The 23,614-nt window shown below is 51.7% G+C and carries 22 protein-coding genes; 14 read left to right on the plus strand and 8 right to left on the minus strand.

Features of this window, described 5'->3' with window-relative positions; all coding sequences use genetic code 11:
• The first annotated feature begins 389 nt into the window (after positions 1–389).
• On the plus strand, positions 390–1,094 hold the full coding sequence (locus tag ACVXHP_RS11990; RefSeq protein ID WP_042311382.1) for a FadR/GntR family transcriptional regulator: 705 nt from the start codon (positions 390–392) through the stop codon (positions 1,092–1,094).
• Between the two features lies 1 nt (position 1,095).
• The gene (mdtD, locus tag ACVXHP_RS11995) at positions 1,096–2,523 is read left to right on the plus strand and encodes a multidrug transporter subunit MdtD (protein WP_038635809.1); all 1,428 of its coding nucleotides are present in this window, start codon (positions 1,096–1,098) and stop codon (positions 2,521–2,523) included.
• Here the strand turns inward: mdtD and rbsR are convergent.
• The 7 genes from rbsR to kup form a co-directional block, all read right to left on the minus strand.
• The gene (rbsR, locus tag ACVXHP_RS12000) at positions 2,489–3,481 is read right to left on the minus strand and encodes a ribose operon transcriptional repressor RbsR (protein WP_087857265.1); all 993 of its coding nucleotides are present in this window, start codon (positions 3,479–3,481) and stop codon (positions 2,489–2,491) included. The two genes, mdtD and rbsR, sit on opposite strands and share 35 nt — an antisense overlap.
• Positions 3,482–3,484: 3 nt before the next feature.
• A complete protein-coding gene (gene rbsK, locus ACVXHP_RS12005; protein WP_042311386.1) occupies positions 3,485–4,414 on the minus strand; it encodes a ribokinase in 930 nt (309 codons plus the stop codon).
• Positions 4,415–4,554: 140 nt separating this feature from the next.
• Positions 4,555–5,445: a ribose ABC transporter substrate-binding protein RbsB gene (gene rbsB, locus ACVXHP_RS12010; RefSeq protein ID WP_088902911.1), complete on the minus strand. Its 891-nt coding sequence runs from the start codon at positions 5,443–5,445 to the stop codon at positions 4,555–4,557.
• A gap of 24 nt (positions 5,446–5,469) precedes the next feature.
• A complete protein-coding gene (gene rbsC, locus ACVXHP_RS12015; RefSeq protein WP_003023762.1) occupies positions 5,470–6,435 on the minus strand; it encodes a ribose ABC transporter permease in 966 nt (321 codons plus the stop codon).
• 5 nt (positions 6,436–6,440) lie between these two features.
• The gene (rbsA, locus tag ACVXHP_RS12020) at positions 6,441–7,946 is read right to left on the minus strand and encodes a ribose ABC transporter ATP-binding protein RbsA (protein WP_016157825.1); all 1,506 of its coding nucleotides are present in this window, start codon (positions 7,944–7,946) and stop codon (positions 6,441–6,443) included.
• A 7-nt stretch (positions 7,947–7,953) separates the two neighbouring features.
• Entirely contained in the window at positions 7,954–8,373 is a 420-nt protein-coding gene (gene rbsD, locus ACVXHP_RS12025) for a D-ribose pyranase (protein WP_447571526.1), read from the minus strand.
• 192 nt (positions 8,374–8,565) lie between these two features.
• Entirely contained in the window at positions 8,566–10,434 is a 1,869-nt protein-coding gene (kup, locus tag ACVXHP_RS12030) for a low affinity potassium transporter Kup (RefSeq protein ID WP_042311390.1), read from the minus strand.
• 329 nt (positions 10,435–10,763) lie between these two features.
• Between kup and ravA the strand changes: the two genes are divergently transcribed.
• Both ravA and viaA read left to right on the plus strand, forming a co-directional pair.
• Positions 10,764–12,260, plus strand: a complete 1,497-nt coding sequence (ravA, locus tag ACVXHP_RS12035) for an ATPase RavA (protein WP_200008926.1) — start codon at positions 10,764–10,766, stop codon at positions 12,258–12,260.
• Entirely contained in the window at positions 12,254–13,705 is a 1,452-nt protein-coding gene (gene viaA / locus ACVXHP_RS12040; RefSeq protein ID WP_316130348.1) for an ATPase RavA stimulator ViaA, read from the plus strand. Before ravA ends, viaA begins: the two co-directional genes overlap by 7 nt.
• 3 nt (positions 13,706–13,708) lie before the next feature.
• Here the strand turns inward: viaA and asnA are convergent, their stop codons facing one another.
• Positions 13,709–14,701 (minus strand): aspartate--ammonia ligase, encoded by a 993-nt coding sequence (gene asnA / locus ACVXHP_RS12045; RefSeq protein WP_200008924.1) that lies wholly within the window; start codon positions 14,699–14,701, stop codon positions 13,709–13,711.
• 151 nt (positions 14,702–14,852) lie between these two features.
• On the opposite strand from asnA, the gene asnC reads away from it, so the two are divergent.
• The 10 genes from asnC (at position 14,853) to atpA (ending at position 23,572) form a co-directional block, all read left to right on the plus strand.
• A complete protein-coding gene (gene asnC, locus ACVXHP_RS12050) occupies positions 14,853–15,311 on the plus strand; it encodes a transcriptional regulator AsnC (RefSeq protein WP_003023780.1) in 459 nt (152 codons plus the stop codon).
• A gap of 88 nt (positions 15,312–15,399) precedes the next feature.
• Positions 15,400–15,849 carry an FMN-binding protein MioC gene (mioC, locus tag ACVXHP_RS12055; RefSeq protein WP_200008923.1) on the plus strand — a complete coding sequence of 150 codons (450 nt, stop codon included), beginning with the start codon at positions 15,400–15,402 and terminating at the stop codon, positions 15,847–15,849.
• Between the two features lie 372 nt (positions 15,850–16,221).
• Entirely contained in the window at positions 16,222–18,111 is a 1,890-nt protein-coding gene (gene mnmG / locus ACVXHP_RS12060) for a tRNA uridine-5-carboxymethylaminomethyl(34) synthesis enzyme MnmG (RefSeq protein WP_200008922.1), read from the plus strand.
• Positions 18,112–18,212: 101 nt separating this feature from the next.
• Positions 18,213–18,836: a 16S rRNA (guanine(527)-N(7))-methyltransferase RsmG gene (rsmG, locus tag ACVXHP_RS12065; protein WP_304702537.1), complete on the plus strand. Its 624-nt coding sequence runs from the start codon at positions 18,213–18,215 to the stop codon at positions 18,834–18,836.
• A 614-nt stretch (positions 18,837–19,450) separates the two neighbouring features.
• Entirely contained in the window at positions 19,451–19,831 is a 381-nt protein-coding gene (gene atpI / locus ACVXHP_RS12070) for a F0F1 ATP synthase subunit I (protein ID WP_447571527.1), read from the plus strand.
• A 7-nt stretch (positions 19,832–19,838) separates the two neighbouring features.
• Positions 19,839–20,654, plus strand: coding sequence for a F0F1 ATP synthase subunit A (atpB, locus tag ACVXHP_RS12075; protein WP_006687768.1), 816 nt, complete (start codon positions 19,839–19,841; stop codon positions 20,652–20,654).
• A gap of 46 nt (positions 20,655–20,700) precedes the next feature.
• Positions 20,701–20,940 (plus strand): F0F1 ATP synthase subunit C, encoded by a 240-nt coding sequence (atpE, locus tag ACVXHP_RS12080; RefSeq protein WP_003023794.1) that lies wholly within the window; start codon positions 20,701–20,703, stop codon positions 20,938–20,940.
• Between the two features lie 59 nt (positions 20,941–20,999).
• The gene (atpF, locus tag ACVXHP_RS12085; RefSeq protein ID WP_003827022.1) at positions 21,000–21,470 is read left to right on the plus strand and encodes a F0F1 ATP synthase subunit B; all 471 of its coding nucleotides are present in this window, start codon (positions 21,000–21,002) and stop codon (positions 21,468–21,470) included.
• Positions 21,471–21,484: 14 nt separating this feature from the next.
• Positions 21,485–22,018: a F0F1 ATP synthase subunit delta gene (atpH, locus tag ACVXHP_RS12090; protein WP_304702538.1), complete on the plus strand. Its 534-nt coding sequence runs from the start codon at positions 21,485–21,487 to the stop codon at positions 22,016–22,018.
• Between the two features lie 12 nt (positions 22,019–22,030).
• On the plus strand, positions 22,031–23,572 hold the full coding sequence (gene atpA / locus ACVXHP_RS12095; protein WP_003827026.1) for a F0F1 ATP synthase subunit alpha: 1,542 nt from the start codon (positions 22,031–22,033) through the stop codon (positions 23,570–23,572).
• Positions 23,573–23,614: the final 42 nt, after the last annotated feature.

The raw sequence follows: 23,614 nt of genomic DNA on the forward strand, positions 1-23,614 counted from the left end.
TTTTTCGTCTTGCGACGTTAAGAATCCGTATCTTCGAGTGCCCACACAGATTGTCTGATAAATTGTTAAAGAGCAGTGCCGCTTCGCTTTTTCTCAGCGGCGCGGGGTGTGCATATTACGCTATCCCGCTTCAGAGTCAAGCGTTTATTTACGCTTTTCTCCGCTGACCCGGCGGCATGTAATCCGTTGTTCCGTGTCAGTGGAGGCGCATTATAGGGAGTTATTTCAGGCTGACAAGGGGAAATTTAAAATAACTTTCTGAATGCGTATTTTTTCACCAAAAGCACCATTAACATGCCATAAAATAAGCAATTTGCCGTTTATGCAGCCGCAATCACACTTCCTGGTGGCATACTAATGAATAAGAAAAAGAGTAAGGAAGAACATTCATGCCTTTAAATGCCCAACAGCTAGCCGCACAGAAGAATCTGTCCTACGTTCTGGCCGAAAAGCTAGCCCAGCGAATATTAAAAGGTGAATACGCGCCGGGAGCTATCCTGCCCGGTGAAATAGAGCTGGGCGATCAGTTTGGCGTGAGTCGTACCGCAGTAAGAGAAGCGGTAAAAACGTTAACGGCAAAAGGTATGGTATTACCGCGCCCGCGTATTGGCACTCGCGTCATGCCTCAGGCAAACTGGAACTTCCTCGACCAGGAGCTGCTTACCTGGTGGATGACGGAAGATAATTTCCCTCAGGTCATAAAACATTTTCTGGTGATGCGTATCAGTCTGGAGCCTCAGGCCTGTTTACTGGCGGCGACTATCGGGACGGCAGAACAGAAAGCGCATCTCAATACACTGATGGAAGAGATGGTCGAGCTGAAAAGAAATTTCCGGCGCGACCGTTGGATAGAAGTTGATATCGCCTGGCATGAGCACATCTATGAAATGAGTGCGAATCCGTTCCTTATCTCCTTTGCATCACTTTTCCATTCCGTCTACCAGACTTACTTTACCTCTATTACCTATAACGATGTGGTGAAGCTGGATTTGCACCAGGCCATTGTCGATGCAATAGAGGATAGCGATGGCGATCGCGCCTTCACTGCCTGTCAGGCATTGCTGATAGCACCGAACGTGCTACCGGATAAATAATATGTCAGAAAAGAAATCTCGCAGTATGGCCGGGCTGCCGTGGATAGCAGCCATGGCCTTTTTTATGCAGGCATTAGACGCCACTATCCTCAATACCGCCTTACCCGCAATAGCGCACAGCCTTAACCGCTCTCCACTCGCCATGCAGTCGGCTATTATCAGCTATACCCTGACGGTCGCCATGCTGATCCCGGTGAGTGGATGGCTGGCAGACAGGTTCGGTACCCGACGCGTCTTTATGATTGCTGTGAGCCTGTTTACGCTGGGATCGCTGGCCTGCGCGCTATCCAGTTCCTTAAGTGAATTGGTGGTTTTCCGCGTCATCCAGGGCATCGGCGGCGCGATGATGATGCCTGTTGCCCGTCTGGCTTTATTGCGAGCTTACCCGCGCAGCGAACTCCTCCCTGTGCTTAACTTCGTGACCATGCCTGGTCTTGTGGGTCCAATTTTAGGTCCGGTACTGGGCGGTGTTCTGGTCACGTGGGCCAGTTGGCACTGGATTTTCCTGATTAATATTCCCATTGGCGTGGCGGGTATCTTCTATGCACGCAAATATATGCCGAACTTCACCACGCCGCGCCGCGGCTTTGATATGACAGGTTTCTTCCTCTTTGGCCTGAGCCTGGTGTTGTTTTCCAGCGGTGTTGAGCTATTTGGTGAGAAGCTTGTCGCTACCTGGGTCGCACTCAGCATTATTGTGACCAGTATTCTGTTGCTGCTTGCCTACATTCGTCACGCGCGCCGTCACCCAACGCCGCTTATATCGCTTCCAATATTTAAGACCAGAACCTTTTCCGTCGGAATAGCTGGAAACCTTGCCACGCGTCTGGGTACCGGATGTGTGCCGTTCTTAATGCCGCTGATGCTGCAGGTAGGCTTTGGATATCCGGCGCTAATTGCGGGTTGCATGATGGCGCCAACGGCGCTGGGATCAATACTGGCAAAATCAATGGTGACGCAGGTGCTGCGCCGACTCGGCTACAGAACGACACTGGTGGGTGTAACGGTGTTTATCGGCCTGATGATTGCGCAATTCGCTTTGCAATCGCCTGCCATGCCGGTCTGGATGCTGATCCTACCGTTGTTTATTTTAGGTATGGCGATGTCCACCCAGTTTACCTCAATGAATACCATCACTCTGGCGGACCTGACCGATGAGAACGCCAGTAGCGGTAACAGTGTGCTGGCCGTTACGCAGCAACTGTCGATCAGTTTAGGGGTCGCTATCAGCGCCGCCGTCCTGCGTATCTATGAAGGCATGGAAGGTACCAATACGGTTGAACAGTTCCATTACACCTTCATAACCATGGGCGCGATCACTATTGTCTCCGCCCTGATGTTTATGCTGCTAAAAGCCAAAGATGGACGTAACCTGATCAAAGATCGGCATAAGCCTAAACCGACCCCCGCGCCATCAAAACAGGAGTAAGTTGCAGGCGTTGCTGCTGCAATGCGGGCTGCGCCATCCGGTGGATTAACACATCGATGGCCAGTTCGCCCAATTCATCTTTGGGTTGATGGATGGTCGTCAGCGGCGGCGTCATATAGCGTGCCAGTTCGATATCATCATAACCCACCACCGCCATATCCTGCGGAATACGCAATCCTGACTGATACAATGCCTGATACGCGCCGACGGCCATTGCATCGTTCCCGGTGAAAACGGCCTGCGGCCGCTGTTTATGTGATAACAACGTTTGCATAGCTTCAAAACCACCGCCGAACTCAAAGTCACCGGTGATCTCGTAACCTTCCGGGACAGGCAAGCCCGCTCGCTTCATAGCCGCCCGATATCCTTCCAGACGTAAACGCGCCGGTGTTTTATCCAGCGGCCCGGTAATACAGGCAATGCGCGTAAAACCTTTATCGATAAGATGCTGAGTGGCTAAGTCCCCGCCTAACAGGGAGTTATCCTGAATCAAATCGCTTTCGCCATCAAAGGGCGACCAGTCCATCATCACGGTAGGAATAGAAGGATAGCGTTGCATTATCTCTCTGGAAGGCTGATGTGTTTCCGTGCAGAGCAGCAGCAAGCCATCCACCCGTTTTTGCATCAACGTTTCCAGATTGCGGTTCATGCGCTGTTCATCGCCTTCGGTATTGCATAACACCAGGCTGTAGCCGCGTTCAAAACAGCTACGTTCAACGCCACGAACCAGTTCGGAATAAAAAGGATTGGTACTGGCAGTGATTAACATGCCAATGGTGCGGGTCTGGTTTAACTTGAGACTACGCGCCAGCGCGGAAGGCGCGTAGTTAAGCTCTTTAATTGCCGCTTCAACTTTGTCAGTGACAGACTCACTGACAAAGCGATCTTTATTGATGACGTGAGAAACCGTCGACGTAGAAACACCCGCCAGGCGGGCGACGTCCTTCATTGTAGCCAAGCGTTACCTCTGTTGACTTAAAAACGCTTCTATTTCTTCGCGCCATGGAACGGAAGGCTGCGCACCTTTACGGGTGACCGCAATCGCCGCAGCCGCATGGGCAAAACGGATCGCTTCAGGCAGCGGAGTCTCTTCCAGTAACGCTGTAATTAATGCGCCGTTAAAGGTATCCCCGGCAGCGATGGTATCAACGGCGTCCACTTTAAAACCAGGCACGCGGTGACCTTCACCATTCACGCTGGCCCACACTCCGCGACTACCTAAAGTAATCAGTACAGTATGGATCCCTTTGGCGTGTAATGCCTGCGCTGCTTTGGCCGCATCTTCATCGTTTTCTACCCGGATCCCCGTCAGCTTCTCAGCCTCGGTTTCATTCGGGGTAATAATATCCACCAGCGCCAGCAGTTCGTCAGAAAGTTCACGCGCCGGTGCCGGGTTAAGGGCGACCGTGGTCTTATTTTGCTGCGCAATTTTTGCCGCAGCCAGCACGCTTTCGATCGGCGACTCTAACTGCATCAGTAAGGCGGAAGCCTGCGCAATGCGGTCGCGTTGTGCTTCCACCAGCGCAGGAGAAAGGGCTGCGTTCGCACCGGCGTGAATGCCAATGACGTTCTCGCCATCACCATTCACAAAGATCAGTGCCACACCGGTCGATTCCCCCGAAATGACGCTTATCGGCGCAATATCGATATTATCTTTGGCCAACTGTTTACGCACGCTTTCGCCAATATCATCATCACCCGTACAGGCAATGAACGCGATGTTCGCGCCACTACGACCCGCAGCAACAGCCTGATTAGCGCCTTTTCCGCCAAATGCGACCTGATAATGGCTACCGGTTACGGTTTCACCAGGCGTTGGGAAAGATTTAAGGTTGAGGATGTGATCGGCATTGATGCTGCCAAGAACAACGAGGTTGCCTGCGGTTTTCATGTTCGGAGTGTCCAGTAAAGTGCGCCACCGGATTAGGGTGGCGCGTGCCCTGCTTTTCTTTTTACGCTTTCATCCTTAGAACCAGGCCCAGGGATGGCGTATTTATGTCTCCATCAGGCCGCGAGCGACCTGAATCGGTGTTACTGCTTGATGACCAGCTTCAGATCAACCGGATATTTAGCCTGAACCTTCTCGCCTTTCAGAACCTTATCCGCAGTTTCCACGCCTTTCGCGCCGATCTGATCCGGCAACTGAGCAATGGTCGCAGCCAGTTTGCCATCATTTACTGCTTTTTCGCCATCTGGCGTGCCGTCAAATCCAACCACCATCACATCAGATTTACCTGCGGTTTGCAGTGCGCGCAGCGCACCCAGCGCCATTTCATCGTTCTGGGCAAATACGGCCTGCACATCAGGATGCGCGGTCAGCAGGTTCTGCATGACGTTCAGACCTTTGGTGCGGTCAAAGTCTGCCGGCTGGCTGGCCAGTACGTTAAATTTGTGTGCCGCAACGGCCTGCTGGAAACCTTCGCCACGCTCACGCGCCGCTGAAGTACCGGCAATCCCCTGCAGTTCGATAACCTTCGCGCCTTCACCTGCTTTCTTCGCGATGTAATCACCGGCGATTTTACCGCCCAGTACGTTATCAGACGCAATGTGGCTCACCACTTCACCTTTGGTCGCCTGACGATCAAGCGTAATCACCGGAATTTTCGCCTGGTTTGCCATCTTCACGGCGTTACCCACGGCATCGGAATCAGTCGGGTTGATCAGCAGAATTTTAGTCCCGCGAACCGTTAAGTCCTGAACGTTAGCCAGCTCTTTCGCCGGGTTGTTCTGTGAATCCAGAATCACCAGGTTGTAGCCCAGCTTATCCGCCTCTTTTTGCGCGCCATCCTTCAGAGACACAAAGAATGGGTTATTGAGGGTGGAGACCACCAGCGCAATGGTATCTTTCGCCATCGCATTCGCGCTCACGGTGGCGCTCAGCGCAACAGCAGAAACCAGGGTAGCCAGTTTTTTCATGTTCATATTTAAGATGTCCTGTAATCGTTGTTACTGCTTTTTGTTGTCTACCAGTACCGCCAGCAAAATCACCACCGCTTTGACGATCATCTGGTAATAGGAGGATACACCTAACAAATTCAAACCATTATTGAGGAAACCAAGAATCAATGCGCCGATCAGCGTCCCAACAATACGTCCTTTTCCGCCCGCCAGGCTGGTACCGCCTAACACCACCGCGGCGATAGCATCCAGCTCATAGCCGGTACCTGCTGTCGGCTGCGCAGAGGAGAGGCGAGCCACTTCAATGATGCCCGCCAGCGATGCCAGCAGACCGCACAGGGAGTAAACGATAATTTTGATTTTACTCACGCTGATACCGGACAGACGCGTTGCCGCTTCGTTACCGCCCAGCGCATAAATATAACGACCGAGACGCGTGTGATGCAGCATGTACCACGCCGCCAGGAAGACAATCCCCATGATCCACACAGGCGTAGGGACGCCTAACGGACGACCAATACCAAACCAACCAAACAGATCGGCATTGTCAGTAAACCCGGTATTTACCGGACTGCCGTTGGTGTACACCATGGTCACACCGCGCAGCAGCAGCATCATCACCAGCGTGGCGATAAACGCCTGCACGCGGCCTTTCGCGACAATGACCCCGGTTACTGCGCCAATAGCAGCGCCGAGCGCCAGAGCAGCGGCAACGGCCACCAGCGCATTGACTTCAATACCGACAATGGAAGCTGCCACCGCACCGGTAAGCGCCAGCAAGGAGCCGACGGACAGATCGATACCCGACGTCAGGATAACCAGCGTCATGCCGACGGCCATGATGGCGTTTACCGACGTTTGCTGAAGAATGTTGAACAGGTTATTAACGGTAAAAAAGTTGGGGCTCATGGTGGAAACAATCGCGATCAGCACTAACAGAGCGATGAGCGACTTTTGCTCCAGAAGCCATGCTTTAGTGAAATAACGGCGACCAGAAACAGCCTGGGTAGTCATCTTTTTTACTCCTGATTCACGCGATTAAGCTTGCCCACAGCGGCAGCCATTAATACTTCCTGAGTGGCCTGCTCGCGAGTGAATTCACCGCCGAGATGCCCTTCATGCATAACGATAATACGATCGCTCATGCCCAATACTTCTGGCATCTCAGAGGAGACCAGAATGATGCTCAGCCCATCGGCCTTAAACTGGTTGATAAGCTGATAAATTTCTTTCTTAGCCCCAACGTCGACGCCGCGCGTTGGTTCATCGAGGATCAGGACTTTTGGTCGGGTCATCAGACCGCGCGCAATGGCCACTTTCTGCTGGTTACCGCCGGATAGTAGGCCGATAGCCTGTTCCATCGATGGCGTTTTAACATTAAACAGACGAATAAAATCACCTACCGCCTGCTGCTCATCTTTATGCTTCAGGCTTCCGCCGGCGCGACTGAAATAGCGCAGCGCGGTCAATGACATGTTCTCTTTCACCGACATGCCCAGCACTAAGCCATCACGTTTACGGTCTTCAGAAATATAGACGATGCCGTTTGCAAGACCATCCTGTGGCGAACGGGTGACAACTTCATGCCCATCAAGCGTGACGTAGCCGCTGGTGCGCGGCAATGCGCCATACAACACTTTCATCAGCTCGGTACGTCCGGCGCCCATCAGCCCCGATACGCCAAGGATCTCGCCTTTACGCAGCGTGAACGAAACATCGTTTACCCCAGGGCCGCACAGATTATCGACCTTCAGGCGGATATCGCCCGGCGCTTTTTCCAGACGCGGGTACTGATCTTCCAGCTTACGTCCCACCATCATTTCAATCAGCGAGTCTTCGGTCAGCGTTGCGACTTCACGCTCGGCAATAAACTGCCCGTCCCGGAAGACGGTCACGTCATCACAGATTTCGAAGATCTCTTTCATACGGTGGGAGATATAGACAATGCCGCGCCCCTGCGATTTCAGCTCGCGGATAACGCGGAACAGGGATTCGGTTTCGGTATCGGTGAGCGCATCCGTCGGCTCATCCATAATGATGACTTTCGATTCAAAGCTCAGTACTTTGGCGATTTCAACCATCTGCTGATCGCCAATCGACAGCTCCCCGACCAGCCTGTCGCTTTTAAAGCGCAGATTGAGTTTGGCGAGCAGCAGATCGGCTTCGGCGTACATCTTCTTCCAGTCAATTTTGCCAAAGCGATTCACAAACTCACGGCCAAGAAAAATGTTCTCAGCGATAGTGAGTTGCGGGATCAGGTTCAATTCCTGATGGATGATACCGATTCCGGCTTCCTGAGAGGATTTTGGGCCATTAAAGGTGGTCTCTTTCCCCAGCCACAATAAAGAGCCAGCATCACGGGTGTAGATCCCGGTCAGCACTTTCATCATGGTGGATTTGCCCGCGCCGTTTTCGCCCACCAGCGCCATTACGCGACCTGGATAGACATTCAGCGCAGCGCCGGATAGCGCTTTTACGCCCGGGAACGCTTTATCGATCCCTTTGAGTTGCAGTAATGCGTTCATGATGGCCTCAGAACGTGACGCCAGCACAGAGAATGATATTCGCATACGGAGAACACTCTCCGCTGCGAATTACCGCCTGACTGTCTGCGGTTTGTTTTTTGAATTGTTCATGCGTGGTGTAACGAATTTCTATGGTGTTTCCCTGGTGTTGTTGCAGTTGCTCAATGTGGCTGAGCAACGTTTCGTGGAGTTGCGGATTATGTTGTTTAATTTCCGTCGCGAGAATGGCCGCCTCAACCTGCATTTCACGTGTAATCACATCCAGTACCTGCATAAAAGAAGGTACGCCCTGGGTTAATGCCATATCAATACGCGTTGTGCTGTTCGGGATGGGTAAACCTGCATCACACACCACCAGCGTATCGGTATGCCCCAGACGGGAGATCACCGTTGAAATTTCAGAGTTGAGTACCGTGCCTTTCTTCATTTTCTTTCCCCACTAGCGAAACGTTTCGCTGAAGAGAAGTGTAGTGCGAAGAGTGGACAGAAAACCACCGCGACGTTACGAAAATGTGATCGCCATCGAAACGTTTCGCAAGGATTATCATTCGATGAAATGAAAACTGGGAGGGACAAAACAAAACGCCCCCTTTCGCAATGAAAGAGGGCGTCGATTACCTTAAATCTCTACCTGAGTACCAAGCTCAATAACCCGGTTCGGTGGGATTTCAAACTGGTCCGGCGCACGCAGCGCATTGCGCTGGAGCAGCAGATATAGCTTGCCGCGCAGACGCAAATACCATGGTCGTTTGCCGACAATCAGCGACTCGTGTGACATAAAGAAGGAGGTTTCCATCATCCGACAGCTTAAGCCTTCCAGACCGCAGCGATGGAACACTTCCTCAACGTTCGGCGTTTCACGCCAGCCGTAGCTGGCCACTACGCGCCAGAAGGTGGGCGATAACTGCTCAATCTGCACCCTACGCACGTTGTGCACGTATGGCGCATCTTCCGTACGCAGCGTCAGCAGAATCACACGTTCATGCAACACCTTGTTATGCTTGAGGTTATGCAGAAGCGCAAACGGAATGACGTTCAGCGCACGAGACATATATACCGCCGTTCCCGGTACGCGTACCGGTGGGGATTTCTCCAGAGAGGCGATCATCGCCTCCAGAGAGTTGCCGTGCTCATGCATGCGACGCAGCAGACGGAAACGTTCGCTTTTCCACGTGGTCATGATGGTGAACATCACCAGACCCAGCGTCAGAGGCAGCCAACCGCCGGAAATCAGTTTATCGAGGTTCGCGGAGAACAGCGGAACATCGACGCATAAGAACGCCACCAGGATCAGGAAGACGAAGTATTTATTCCAGTGCCAGTTTTTGCGCGCCACGGTGGTAGACAGAATAGACGTCAGTACCATCGTCCCCGTAACCGCAATCCCGTACGCCGCGGCCAGATTACTGGAGTGTTCAAAGCTCACAATCACGATAACTACCGCGAAATAGAGCATCCAGTTAACGAAAGGAATGTAGATCTGCCCTGACTCCATTTCCGAAGTATGGATGATACGCATCGGCGACAAATACCCCAGACGCACGGCCTGGCGCGTCAGCGAGAAGACACCGGAAATAACCGCCTGCGAAGCGATAACCGTTGCCAGTGCGGCAAGGATCAGGAGCGGTATCAATGCCCAGTCCGGCGCCAGCAGGAAGAACGGGTTTTTGATCGCTTCAGGATGCTTTAACAGCAGCGCCCCCTGACCAAAATAGTTCAGCACCAGCGAAGGCAATACTACGGAGAACCATGCCAGTCTAATCGGCAACTTACCGAAGTGGCCCATATCCGCATATAACGCTTCAACACCGGTAATCGACAGCACTACCGCGCCCAGCGCAATAAAGGACAACGTTTTGAATTCGAGGAAGAAATGCACCGCCCAGTAAGGATTTAGCGCCTGCAGTACCTCTGGATTACCGATAATACTGCGCACGCCTAATACCGCGAGCGTCAGGAACCATAGCAGCATAATCGGCGCAAACAGTTTACCAACCATGCCGGTACCGTGTTTTTGAATCATAAACAGCAGGGTCAGCACGATAATCGAGAGCGGAACAATCCAGGTATCCAGTTGCGGAGCAACGATCTCCAGACCTTCAATCGCCGACATCACTGAAATGGCTGGCGTAATCACCACTTCACCATAGAAGAAGCTGCCGCCAATCAACCCCATGATGACCAGCATTGAGGTTGTTCGCGCCGAGGTATTACGCCCGGCCAATGACATCAACGTCAGGATCCCACCTTCCCCGGCGTTATCCGCCCGCATGACAAACGTCAGATATTTAATGGAGACAACAAAGATCAGCAGCCAGAAAATCAGCGAGAGAAAACCAAACACAGCATCACGTTCAACGCCAAAACCAAACTGGCCAGACAAACATTCACGAAGCGTATAAAGTGGGCTGGTACCAATATCACCGTAGACAACCCCAATGGCCGCAAGGGTAATCGCAGACAATGATTGTTTATTATCAGTGCTCATAGACTCGTCTTTCGTTTATACACATCATCATTCATGCCACTCCGTGTGGGCTGCATTCGTTATTCCCCCCATCCCAGAAGAAAACTCCATTGCCGCCTTGGTGCAGTATGATTGATATGGTGTATATATAAGAAATGTGTGCGTCGTCCCTTGGCCCACAAAAAGGCGCACAGTATGCACGATTAATCACAAAATCGTACCCCTAAATGAGACCAGATTAATCTGGCTCAAAGAAAAATAAGCGCACCTTCAGTCTATTACTGCACTGGTGTGAAGCATCTATACTCGCAGTTTATGCAGTACATTTGGCGAAAGGACGCCACTTCATTATGGCTCACCCACATTTATTAGCGGAAAGAATTTCCCGTCTGAGCAATGCGCTGGAAAAGGGACTTTATGAACGTAGCCACGCCATTCGCCTTTGCCTGCTGGCTGCTCTAAGCGGCGAGAGCGTATTCTTATTAGGTCCTCCAGGGATCGCAAAAAGCTTAATCGCCCGTCGACTAAAGTTCGCCTTTCAAAACGCCCGCGCTTTCGAATACCTGATGACGCGCTTCTCTACACCGGAAGAGGTGTTTGGCCCGCTGTCTATCCAGGCGCTGAAAGACGAAGGTCGCTATGAACGCTTAACGGCGGGCTATTTACCCGAAGCTGAAATTGTCTTTCTCGATGAAATCTGGAAAGCAGGCCCGGCCATTCTCAACACCCTGCTGACCGCCATTAACGAACGGCATTTTCGTAACGGCGCGCATGAAGAAAAAATCCCGATGCGTCTGCTGGTGGCCGCCTCCAACGAACTGCCTGAAGCAGACAGCAGCCTGGAAGCCCTGTACGACCGTATGCTGATCCGCTTGTGGCTGGATAAAGTTCAGGACAAAGCCAACTTCCGCTCCATGCTGTTAAGCCAGCAGGATGAAAGTGACAACCCGGTCCCGGCGTCGTTACAGGTGACGGATGAAGAGTATTACCAGTGGCAAAAGGACATTGGCGCCATCAAGCTTCCCGATCGCGTCTTTGAGCTTATTTTCACGCTGCGCCAACAGCTAGACGCATTACCGAATGCCCCCTATGTATCCGATCGCCGCTGGAAAAAAGCTATCCGCTTACTCCAGGCCAGTGCCTTCTTCAGCGGACGTGATGCGGTCGTGCCTATCGACCTGATCCTGTTGAAAGATTGCCTGTGGTACGACGCGCAAAGCCTGAATCTGATGCAACAGCAGCTCGAAATATTGATGACCGGACACGCCTGGCAGCAGCAAGCCATGCTGACGCGTCTGGCCAGCATTGTGCAGCGCCGCATCCAGCTCCAGCAGCAGCAAAGCGACAAAACAGCATTCACGGTGATCCGTCAGGGCGGCATGTTCAGCCGTCGTCCTCATTATGATTTACCCCCGGAAGCCACATCTTCAGTCGTGACATTACTGCTGCAAAAGCCTTTAAAGTTGCATGATATGGAAGTTATCCATATTGCTTTTGAACGTAGTGCGCTGGAACTCTGGCTGACCAAAGGCGGTGAGATCCGCGGAAAATTAAACGGGATCGGCTTCGCCCAAACGCTGAACATGGAAGTCGATAGCGCACAGCACCTGGTTGTGCGCGACGTCAGTTTGCAAGGCTCTCGTCTGGCGCTGCCCGGCGCATCGCAAGAGAGTATGCCTGATGAGATAAAACAGCAGCTTGAAGCACTTGATAACGAGTGGCACCAGCAGCACAGCGCATTCAGCGAACAGCAAAAATGTCTGTTTATTCATAGCGACTGGTTAGGCCGCATTGAGGCCAGCCTGCAGGATGTCGGGGCACAAATCCGCCAGGCGCAACAATGCTAACTCTTGATACGCTCAATATCATGCTGGCTGTCAGCGAAGAGGCGATGATCGAAGAGATGATCGTCGCCCTGCTGGCTTCTCCAAAGATGGTGGTGTTTTTTAAAAAGTTTCCCCGCCTTAAAAAAGCGATTACTGACGATATTCCCCGTTGGCGTGAATCATTGCGCAGTCGTCTCAAAGATACCCATGTACCGCCGGAGTTGACGGAAGAGGTCATTTGTTACCAACAAAGCCAGCTCCTCTCTCATGCGCAGTTTATAGTCCAGCTCCCGCAAATATTATCGCTATTGCACCGCCTCCATTCGCCGTGGGCCGGGCAAGCTCAGCAACTGGTTGATGACAACAGTACCTTTACGCCCGCCCTGCATACGCTTTTTCTCCAGCGCTGGCGCCTGAGTCTGGTGGTACAAACTACAACGCTGAATCAGCAACTGCTGGAAGATGAGCGTGAACATTTACTCAGTGAAGTCCAGGAGCGAATGACCCTCAGCGGGCAACTGGAACCCGTTCTGGCAGAAAACGACAACGCCGCAGGCCGGTTATGGGATATGAGCGCAGGTCAAATCAAGCGCGGCGATTATCAACTGATGGTGAAATACGGCGAATTCCTGACGCAACAACCCGAACTCCAGCGTCTGGCTGAACAGTTAGGCCGTTCCAGAGAAGCGAAATCTGTGCCGCGTAAAGATGCGCCAATGGAAACCTTCCGTACCCTTGTGCGGGAACCCGCCACCGTCCCGGAACAGGTGGATGGCATCCAGCAAAGCGACGACATCCTGCGCCTGTTGCCGCCGGAACTGGCCACGCTGGGCATTACTGAACTGGAATACGAATTCTACCGTCGGCTGGTGGAAAAACAGCTGTTAACCTATCGTCTGCACGGCGAGGCATGGCGCGAGAAAGTAACGGAACGTCCGGTGGTGCATCAAGATTTTGATGAGCAGCCGCGCGGACCTTTTATCGTCTGCGTAGATACGTCGGGATCAATGGGCGGGTTTAATGAGCAGTGTGCGAAAGCCTTTTGCCTGGCGCTAATGCGCGTCGCCCTGGCCGATAACCGGCGCTGTTTCATTATGCTGTTTTCAACAGAAGTGGTGCGCTATGAGCTGTCTGGCCCGGAAGGTATTGAACAAGCGATCCGTTTTTTAAGCCAGCGTTTTCGCGGCGGTACCGATATTGCCAGCTGCTTTCGCGCCATTATAGAGCGCATGCAGGGTCGGGAATGGTTTGATGCCGATGCGGTGGTGATCTCTGATTTTATCGCTCAGCGATTGCCCGATGAGGTCGTCAATAAAGTGGGTGAATTACAGCGGGTGCACCAGCATCGTTTTCATGCGGTGGCGATGTCAGCACACGGCAAACCCGGCATCATGCGCATTTTCGACCATATCTGGCGCTTTGATACCGGGATGCGAAGCCGCCTGCTCAGACGCTGGCGGCGTTAATTCTTACAACAGAGAAGAAACGCTTTCACGTACCTGAGCCGGCCATACGCCACACTGAACCTGACCAATGTGCGGTAATTGCAGCAGAAGCATGGTCAGACGCGACTGTCCAATGCCACCACCAATCGTCTGCGGCATTTCACCGCGCAGCAGCGCCTGGTGCCATTCCAGACTCAAGCGATCTTCATCACCGGTCAGAGACAGTTGATGTTTCAGGGCGTCAGCATCCACGCGGATCCCCATAGAAGACAGTTCAAACGCATCTTCCAGAACCGGGTTCCAGACCAGAATATCACCGTTCAGACCGGCATGACCCAGCTCGGAGGCCGAACTCCAGTCATCATAATCCGGCGCGCGTACATCATGACGATGACCATCACTGAGCTTACCGCCGATCCCTACCAGGAATACTGCGCCCAGCTCTTTAGCGATCGCACGTTCACGGCCTTTCGCGTCAAGATCCGGATAACGAGATAACAACTCCTGGCTATGAACAAAGTGGATCTGCTCTGGCAGGAACGGTGCCAGACCAAACTCTTTGCTAACCGCAGCCTCGGTGGCCTTAATTCCCGCCCAGATAGCCTCTACCGTGCTTTTCAGAGTGGAGAATTGACGCTCGCCGTCGCCCATCACGCGCTCCCAGTCCCACTGGTCAACATACACTGAGTGCAGCGGGGAGAGGCGATCTTCATCGGGACGCAGGGCCTTCATGTGCGTGTACAGCCCTTCGCCTGCGCTAAAGTCATGTTGTCCTAACGTTTGACGCTTCCACTTCGCCAGTGAATGAACCACTTCGAATTGGGCGTCTGGCAATGCTTTAACCTTCACCTGCACCGCTTTTTCACAGCCCGACAAGTTATCCTGCGTGCCATCTCCTACGCGGCTGAGGATCGGAGCCTGAACTTCGATCAGACCTAAACGCTCTTCCAGCTGACGAGAAAAATGAGATTTTACGAAGCTAATTTGACGTTGTTTGGCAATGTAAGCGGTTTTCATTATGTGTACTCCTGTGTCCTGTTGCCTATGATTAAGCAACAGAACGGAGGTAATATTCAATAATCAACAAACAAAAAGCCGACTTCGATTTTAATTCGTTAAAATTTACGTCTAAAATAGAAAGAATCATTAATCTACATAAGAAAAACCTATGGAAAATTATCAGATCGACAATCTGGACCGCGGCATTCTTGATGCCCTGATGGAAAATGCCCGCACCGCCTACGCTGAATTGGCCAAACAGTTTGGCGTTAGTCCGGGGACAATTCACGTTCGCGTAGAAAAAATGAAGCAGGCCGGGATCATCACCGGTGCGCGTATTGATGTCAGTCCCAAACAGTTGGGTTATGACGTTGGCTGCTTTATCGGCATCATCCTGAAAAGCGCGAAGGACTATCCGTCAGCGCTGGCCAGGCTGGAAAGTCTTGATGAGGTAACTGAAGCGTATTACACCACCGGGCACTACAGCATCTTTATTAAGGTGATGTGCAAATCGATCGACGCGCTGCAACAGGTACTTATCAACAAGATCCAAACAATTGATGAAATTCAGTCCACTGAAACCCTGATCGTCCTGCAGAACCCGATTATGCGCACCATCAAGCCGTGATCATTTTTTTTAATCCCACATTTTTCCACAGGTAGATCCCAGCTCGCTCACAGCGTACAATGCGCCTTCTTTATAAAGGTGGGCGAGCATGGCAGACATCACTCTTATCAGCGGCAGCACGCTTGGCAGTGCGGAATATGTAGCAGAACATCTGGCTGAAAAGCTGGACGACGTTGGTTTTTCCAGCGAAATACTGCACGGCCCAATGCTGGATGAGGTTCCAGGCGAAGGGATCTGGCTGGTGATCAGCTCCACACACGGTGCTGGAGACATTCCTGACAATCTACTGCCTTTATATGAAGCATTATGCGAGCAGAAACCTGACCTCTCTCAGGTACGCTTTGGTGCAATCGGCATCGGCAGTCGTGAATATGACACCTTTTGCGGCGCAATCGACAAGCTGGAAGCGGAACTGAAAGCCTGTGGGGCAAAACAGATCGGCGAAACGCTGAAGATCAATGTGCTGGAACATGAAATTCCGGAAGATCCGGCTGAAATTTGGCTGGGATCCTGGCATCCATTGCTCAGAGATTTGTAAAGATCGCACTTTTTTATGTGGATAACTCTGGTTAAAACCTTGGATCAACCGGTAGTTATCCAAAGAATAACGGCTGTTCAGTTTTTGAGTTGTGTATAACCCTTCATTCTGATCCCAGCTTATACGGACCAGGATCACCGATCATTCACAGCTAATGATCCTCAGCAACCTGTTGATCTTATTCAAAGGATCGCCCTTATCCACAGAAACTGGCGATCCTAATAAGAGATCACAATAAAACAGATCTCTAAATAAAAAGATCTTCTTTTTAATACCCAGGATCCCAGGTCTTTCTCGATCGACTAAAGTTGAGTAGAATCCACGGCCCGGGCTTCAATCCATTTTCACACCGCGTTATGCGAGGCAATTACCATGTTTTATCAGGATCCTTTTGACGTCATCATCATTGGCGGGGGTCATGCAGGCACCGAGGCCGCAATGGCCGCGGCGCGAATGGGACAACAGACCCTGCTTTTGACACACAATATCGACACGCTGGGGCAGATGAGTTGCAACCCGGCGATTGGCGGTATTGGGAAGGGACACCTGGTAAAAGAAGTGGATGCGCTTGGTGGATTGATGGCAAAAGCGATCGACCATGCAGGTATCCAGTTTAGGATACTAAACGCAAGCAAAGGGCCAGCCGTTCGCGCTACCCGAGCTCAGGCCGATCGTGTGCTCTACCGTCAGGCGGTACGCACCGCGCTGGAGAATCAACCCAACCTGATGATCTTCCAACAGGCGGTTGAAGATCTGATTGTTGAAAACGATCGTGTTGTGGGTGCCGTCACCCAAATGGGACTGAAGTTCCGTGCTAAGGCGGTCGTATTAACCGTGGGGACTTTCCTCGACGGCAAAATTCATATTGGTCTGGACAACTACAGCGGTGGCCGTGCTGGCGATCCGCCGTCCATCCCACTGTCACGCCGTTTGCGTGAACTGCCGCTGCGCGTCAGCCGCCTGAAAACCGGTACGCCGCCGCGTATTGATGCACGTACGATTGATTTCAGCGTGCTGGGTCAGCAAAACAGCGACAACCCAATGCCGGTCTTCTCATTCCTGGGCGACGCTTCTCAGCATCCGCGCCAAATGCCGTGCTACATCACGCATACCAATGAGAAAACCCATGACGTGATCCGCAATAACCTCGATCGTAGCCCAATGTACGCTGGCGTGATCGAAGGTATTGGCCCGCGCTACTGCCCGTCGATCGAAGACAAAGTAATGCGCTTTGCCGATCGCAACCAGCATCAGATCTTCCTCGAACCGGAAGGACTGACCTCTAACGAAATTTATCCGAACGGTATCTCCACCAGCCTGCCGTTCGATGTGCAGATGCAGATTGTCCGCTCAATGCAGGGGATGGAAAACGCCCGTATCGTTCGCCCTGGCTACGCCATTGAGTACGATTTCTTCGATCCGCGCGACCTGAAACCGACGCTGGAGAGCAAATTTATCCAGGGTCTGTTCTTTGCCGGCCAGATCAATGGTACAACCGGTTACGAAGAAGCCGCCGCGCAAGGCATGCTGGCTGGTCTCAACGCCGCACGCTTGTCTGCAGAGAAAGACGGCTGGGCGCCGCGTCGCGATCAGGCTTACCTTGGCGTGCTGGTTGACGATCTGTGCACGCTGGGAACCAAAGAACCGTACCGCATGTTTACCTCACGCGCTGAATATCGCTTGATGTTGCGTGAAGATAACGCCGATCTGCGTCTGACGGAAATAGGTCGTGAACTGGGTCTGGTGGACGATGAGCGTTGGGCTCGCTTCAACGAGAAGCTGGAGCGCATCGAACAGGAACGCCAGCGTCTCAAATCAACCTGGGTAAACCCGTTAGCGGAATCTGCAGCAGAAGTGAATGCTCACCTGGCAACACCTTTATCTCGTGAGGCTAGCGGTGAAGATCTGCTGCGTCGCCCGGATATGACCTATGCTCAGTTGACCTCTTTATCTGTATTCGCACCGGCGCTTGATGATGCTCAGGCCGCGGAACAGGTTGAGATTCAGGTGAAATACGAAGGGTATATCGCTCGTCAGCAGGAAGAAATCGAAAGACAACAGCGTAATGAGAATACCCTGTTGCCTGCAACGCTGGATTATCGCCAGGTCTCGGGCTTGTCGAACGAAGTCATCGCCAAACTAAACGATCACAAACCGGTATCGATCGGCCAGGCATCGCGCATTTCTGGCGTAACGCCTGCCGCTATCTCCATTCTGCTGGTATGGCTGAAAAAACAAGGTATGCTGCGCCGCAGCGCTTGATAACACTAATTTGGCGGGGAGCTTCGCTTGCCCGCCCTGCAAATTTGTAGGCCCGATAAGCGAAAGCGCATCGGGCATTTGATTATTAACAGGTAACGACCGTGCTCAACAAACTCTCTCGTCTGCTGGCTGATGCCGGTATTTCTCTTACCGATCACCAGAAAAATCAGCTGATTGCGTATGTCGATATGCTGCACAAATGGAACAAAGCATACAACCTGACGTCAGTGCGGGATCCCAACGAAATGTTGGTACGCCATATTCTGGACAGTATTGTTGTCGCGCCTTATCTGAAGGGCGAGCGCTTTATTGATGTTGGCACGGGACCGGGTCTGCCGGGAATTCCGCTCTCTATCGTGCGTCCTGAAGCGCATTTCACACTGTTGGATAGCCTGGGAAAACGCGTCCGTTTTTTACGTCAGGTGCAGCATGAGCTTGGTCTGACTAACATCACGCCTGTGCAAAGTCGGGTGGAAGAATTTCCTTCAGAGCCGCCATTTGATGGGGTGATTAGCCGTGCTTTTGCGTCTCTCAATGATATGGTGAGCTGGTGCCATCATTTGCCTGGTCAGAACGGGCGCTTTTATGCGCTAAAAGGACAGTTGCCTGAAGATGAAATTGCCTCGCTGCCGGTTAAATTTAGCGTCGAGTCAGTCGAAAAATTGCGCGTCCCGCAGTTGGATGGCGAACGTCATTTGGTGGTTATTAAGCCAAACAAAATTTAATTTTTATCAAAAAAAATAGAGAAAAGACGGCTCTTCAGGTGTTAAAAGTCATAGGGAATAGTGTGGTGAAATGCTGTTACATTTCACCAACACCTTACGGTTTTGCATCATAACTATAACGTACCGTTTTTTGTTAAAAGCGAAACAAGTCAACTGTGAAAATATCAGTCTGCTAAAAATAGAACCTAAGAATTACCGTTTGTGTTAATTTTTTATTATAAATGTCAATCGGTGGTTTTTTTGTTGTTAGACGTTGTTTTTGAAATAGTGGCGCTTTTTACGCTTAAATATCAAAAAGATGAAATGGCATCATTTGCCACGTTAATAAATTATGCGAAGGTGTATATGTTCAATATGTGATCTGGTGCACGCTTTGACGCCAGTGTTTTCGCGGCATTTGCAGTTTTGCATGATCGTTCACAGTTTGCCAAAAAGTAATAAATGTGGCGCAGCGAAAAATATTTAAACATTTATTCACTTTTTAGCTACTTATTGTTTGAAATCACGAAGGCGCACCGTATAATTTGACCGCTTTTTGATGCTTGACTCTAAGCCATAAAGAACGTTTTATACGACACGCGGCATACCTCGAAGGGAGCAGGAGTAAACACGTGATGTCTATGTCGCTCTTGAGTCGAAACGTTGCTCGTAAGCTTTTGCTCACACAACTTCTGGCGGTAATAGCAAGTGGATTGCTGTTTAGCCTCAAAGACCCCTTCTGGGGCATCTCCGCACTGTGCGGAGGATTGGCAGTGTTACTGCCCAACGTGTTGTTTATGATATTCGCCTGGCGTCACCAGGTGCATACACCAGCGAAAGGTCGGGTAGCCTGGTCGTTCGCATTCGGCGAAGCCTTCAAGGTGTTAGCTATGCTAGTGTTGCTGATGGTGGCGTTGGCTGTTTTGAAAGCGGTATTCGTGCCGCTGATCGTTACGTGGGTTTTGGTGCTGGTGGTTCAGATACTGGCGCCGGCTGTAATTAACAACAAAGGGTAAAGGCATCATGGCTTCAGAAAATATGACGCCGCAGGATTACATAGGACACCATCTGAATAACCTTCAGTTGGACCTACGTACATTCTCGCTGGTGGATCCGCACAACCCCCCAGCCACCTTCTGGACGCTCAATATTGACTCCATTTTCTTCTCGGTGGTTCTGGGTCTGTTGTTCCTGTTAATGTTCCGTAGCGTTGCCAAAAAGGCGACCAGCGGCGTACCAGGTAAATTTCAGACCGCGATTGAGCTGGTAATCGGCTTTGTGCATGGTAGCGTGAAAGACATGTACCATGGCAAAAGCAAGCTGATTGCTCCGCTGGCCCTGACGATTTTCGTCTGGGTATTCCTGATGAACTTTATGGATTTGCTGCCTATCGACCTGCTGCCGTACATCGGCGAGCATATCTTTGGCCTGCCGGCTCTGCGTGTGGTTCCGTCCGCTGACGTGAACATCACCCTGTCGATGGCGCTGGGCGTATTTATCCTCATTCTGTTCTACAGCATCAAAATGAAAGGCATCGGTGGCTTCGCGAAAGAGTTGACGCTGCAGCCGTTCAATCACTGGGCGTTCATCCCTATCAACTTAATCCTTGAAGGGGTAAGCCTGCTGTCCAAACCAATCTCTCTTGGTCTGCGACTGTTTGGTAACATGTACGCTGGTGAGCTGATTTTCATTCTGATTGCTGGTCTGTTGCCGTGGTGGTCACAGTGGATTCTGAATGTGCCATGGGCCATTTTCCACATACTGATTATCACGCTGCAAGCCTTCATATTTATGGTTCTGACGATTGTCTATCTGTCGATGGCATCTGAAGAGCATTAATTTACCAACACTACTACGTTTTAACTGAAACAAACTGGAGACTGTCATGGAAAACCTGAATATGGATCTGCTGTACATTGCTGCCGCTGTGATGATGGGTCTGGCGGCAATCGGTGCTGCGATCGGTATCGGCATCCTCGGGGGTAAATTCCTGGAAGGCGCAGCGCGTCAACCGGATCTGATTCCTCTGCTGCGTACTCAGTTCTTTATCGTTATGGGTCTGGTGGATGCAATCCCAATGATCGCTGTAGGTCTGGGTCTGTACGTGATGTTTGCTGTCGCGTAGTAAGCGTTGCTTGAATTAAGAGCAATATCAGAACGTTAACTAGATAGAGGCATTGTGCTGTGAATCTTAACGCAACAATCCTCGGCCAGGCCATCGCGTTTGTCCTGTTCGTTCTGTTCTGCATGAAGTACGTATGGCCGCCGTTAATGGCTGCCATCGAAAAACGTCAGAAAGAAATTGCTGACGGCCTTGCTTCCGCAGAACGAGCACATAAGGATCTTGACCTTGCAAAGGCCAGCGCGACCGACCAGCTGAAAAAAGCGAAGGCGGAAGCTCAGGTAATCATCGAGCAGGCGAACAAACGCCGTGCTCAGATCCTGGACGAAGCTAAAACTGAAGCAGAACAGGAACGTACTAAAATCGTGGCACAGGCGCAGGCGGAAATTGACGCCGAGCGTAAACGTGCTCGCGAAGAGCTGCGTAAGCAAGTTGCTATCCTGGCTGTTGCTGGCGCCGAGAAGATCATCGAACGTTCCGTGGATGAAGCTGCTAATAGCGACATCGTGGACAAACTTGTCGCTGAACTGTAAGGAGGGAGGGGCTGATGTCTGAATTTATTACGGTAGCTCGCCCCTACGCCAAAGCAGCTTTTGACTTTGCCGTTGAGCACCAAAGCGTTGACCGTTGGCAGGATATGCTGATGTTTGCCGCTGAGGTGACGAAAAACGAACAAATGGCAGAGCTTCTCTCTGGCGCGCTGGCGCCGGAAACGCTCGCTGAGTCGTTTATCGCCGTGTGCGGTGAGCAGCTGGACGAAAGCGGCCAAAACCTGATTAGGGTGATGGCTGAAAATAACCGTCTGAATGCGCTCCCGGATGTTCTTGAGCAGTTTATTCATCTGCGTGCAGCCAGTGAGGCTATCACTGAGGTAGAAGTCACTTCTGCCAATGCACTGAGTGATGAACAGCTTACGAAGATTAGTGCAGCGATGGAAAAACGTCTGTCACGCAAAGTTAAGCTGAATTGCAAAATCGATAAGTCTGTAATGGCAGGCGTAATCATCCGAGCGGGTGATATGGTCATTGATGGCAGCGTACGCGGCCGTCTTGAGCGCCTTGCAGACGTCTTGCAGTCTTAAGGGGACTGGAGCATGCAACTGAATTCCACCGAAATCAGCGAACTGATCAAGCAGCGCATTGCTCAGTTCAGTGTTGTGAGCGAAGCTCACAACGAAGGTACTATTGTTTCTGTAAGTGACGGTGTTATCCGCATTCACGGCCTGGCCGATTGTATGCAGGGTGAGATGATTTCCCTGCCGGGTAACCGTTACGCTATCGCACTGAACCTGGAGCGCGACTCTGTAGGTGCTGTTGTGATGGGTCCATACGCTGACCTCGCCGAAGGCATGAAGGTTAAGTGTACGGGTCGTATTCTGGAAGTTCCGGTTGGCCGTGGCCTGCTGGGTCGTGTGGTGAACACTCTGGGTTCCCCGATTGACGGTAAAGGTCCGGTTGATAACGATGGCTTCTCGCCAATCGAAGTTATCGCACCAGGCGTAATCGAACGTCAGTCCGTCGACCAGCCAGTGCAGACCGGTTATAAATCTGTTGATGCCATGATCCCAATCGGTCGTGGCCAGCGTGAGCTGATCATCGGTGACCGTCAGACCGGTAAAACCGCGATGGCTATCGACGCCATCATCAACCAGCGTGACTCCGGCATCAAATGTGTGTACGTGGCTATCGGCCAGAAAGCGTCCACCATTTCTAACGTGGTTCGTAAACTGGAAGAACACGGCGCACTGTCTAACACCATCGTTGTTGTGGCGACCGCGTCTGAATCTGCTGCACTGCAATACCTGGCGCCATATGCCGGTTGCGCAATGGGCGAATACTTCCGTGACCGCGGTGAAGATGCTCTGATCGTTTACGATGACCTGTCTAAACAGGCTGTTGCTTATCGTCAGGTTTCCCTGCTGCTCCGTCGTCCGCCAGGACGTGAAGCATTCCCGGGCGACGTATTTTACCTCCACTCCCGTCTGCTGGAACGCGCATCCCGCGTAAACGCGGAATACGTTGAGAAGTTCACCAACGGTGAAGTTAAAGGTAAAACCGGCTCCCTGACCGCTCTGCCGATTATCGAAACCCAGGCGGGTGACGTTTCTGCGTTCGTTCCGACCAACGTAATCTCCATTACCGATGGTCAGATCTTCCTGGAAACCAACCTGTTCAACTCCGGTATTCGTCCGGCAGTTAACCCGGGTATCTCCGTATCTCGTGTAGGTGGCGCAGCGCAGACCAAGATCATCAAGAAACTGTCCGGTGGTATTCGTACCGCGCTGGCGCAGTATCGTGAACTGGCCGCGTTTTCTCAGTTCGCTTCCGACCTGGATGAAGCTACGCGTAAGCAGCTGAGCCACGGTCAGAAAGTAACTGAACTGCTGAAGCAGAAACAGTATGCCCCAATGTCTGTTGCACAGCAGGGTGTGGTGCTGTTTGCGGCTGAACGCGGTTACCTCGAAGATGTGGAACTGGCGAAAATCGGTAGTTTCGAAGCTGCTCTGCTGGCTTACGTCGACCGTGACCACGCTCCGCTGATGCAAGAGATCAACCAGTCCGGTGGCTATAACGATGAAATCGAAGGCAAGCTGAAAGCTATCCTCGATTCCTTCAAGGCAACCCAGTCCTGGTAACGTCTGGCGGTCTGTCCTAGGGCGGACCGCAAGGCATTGAGG

It is taken from the genome of Citrobacter freundii complex sp. 2025EL-00176, from assembly GCF_053309355.1.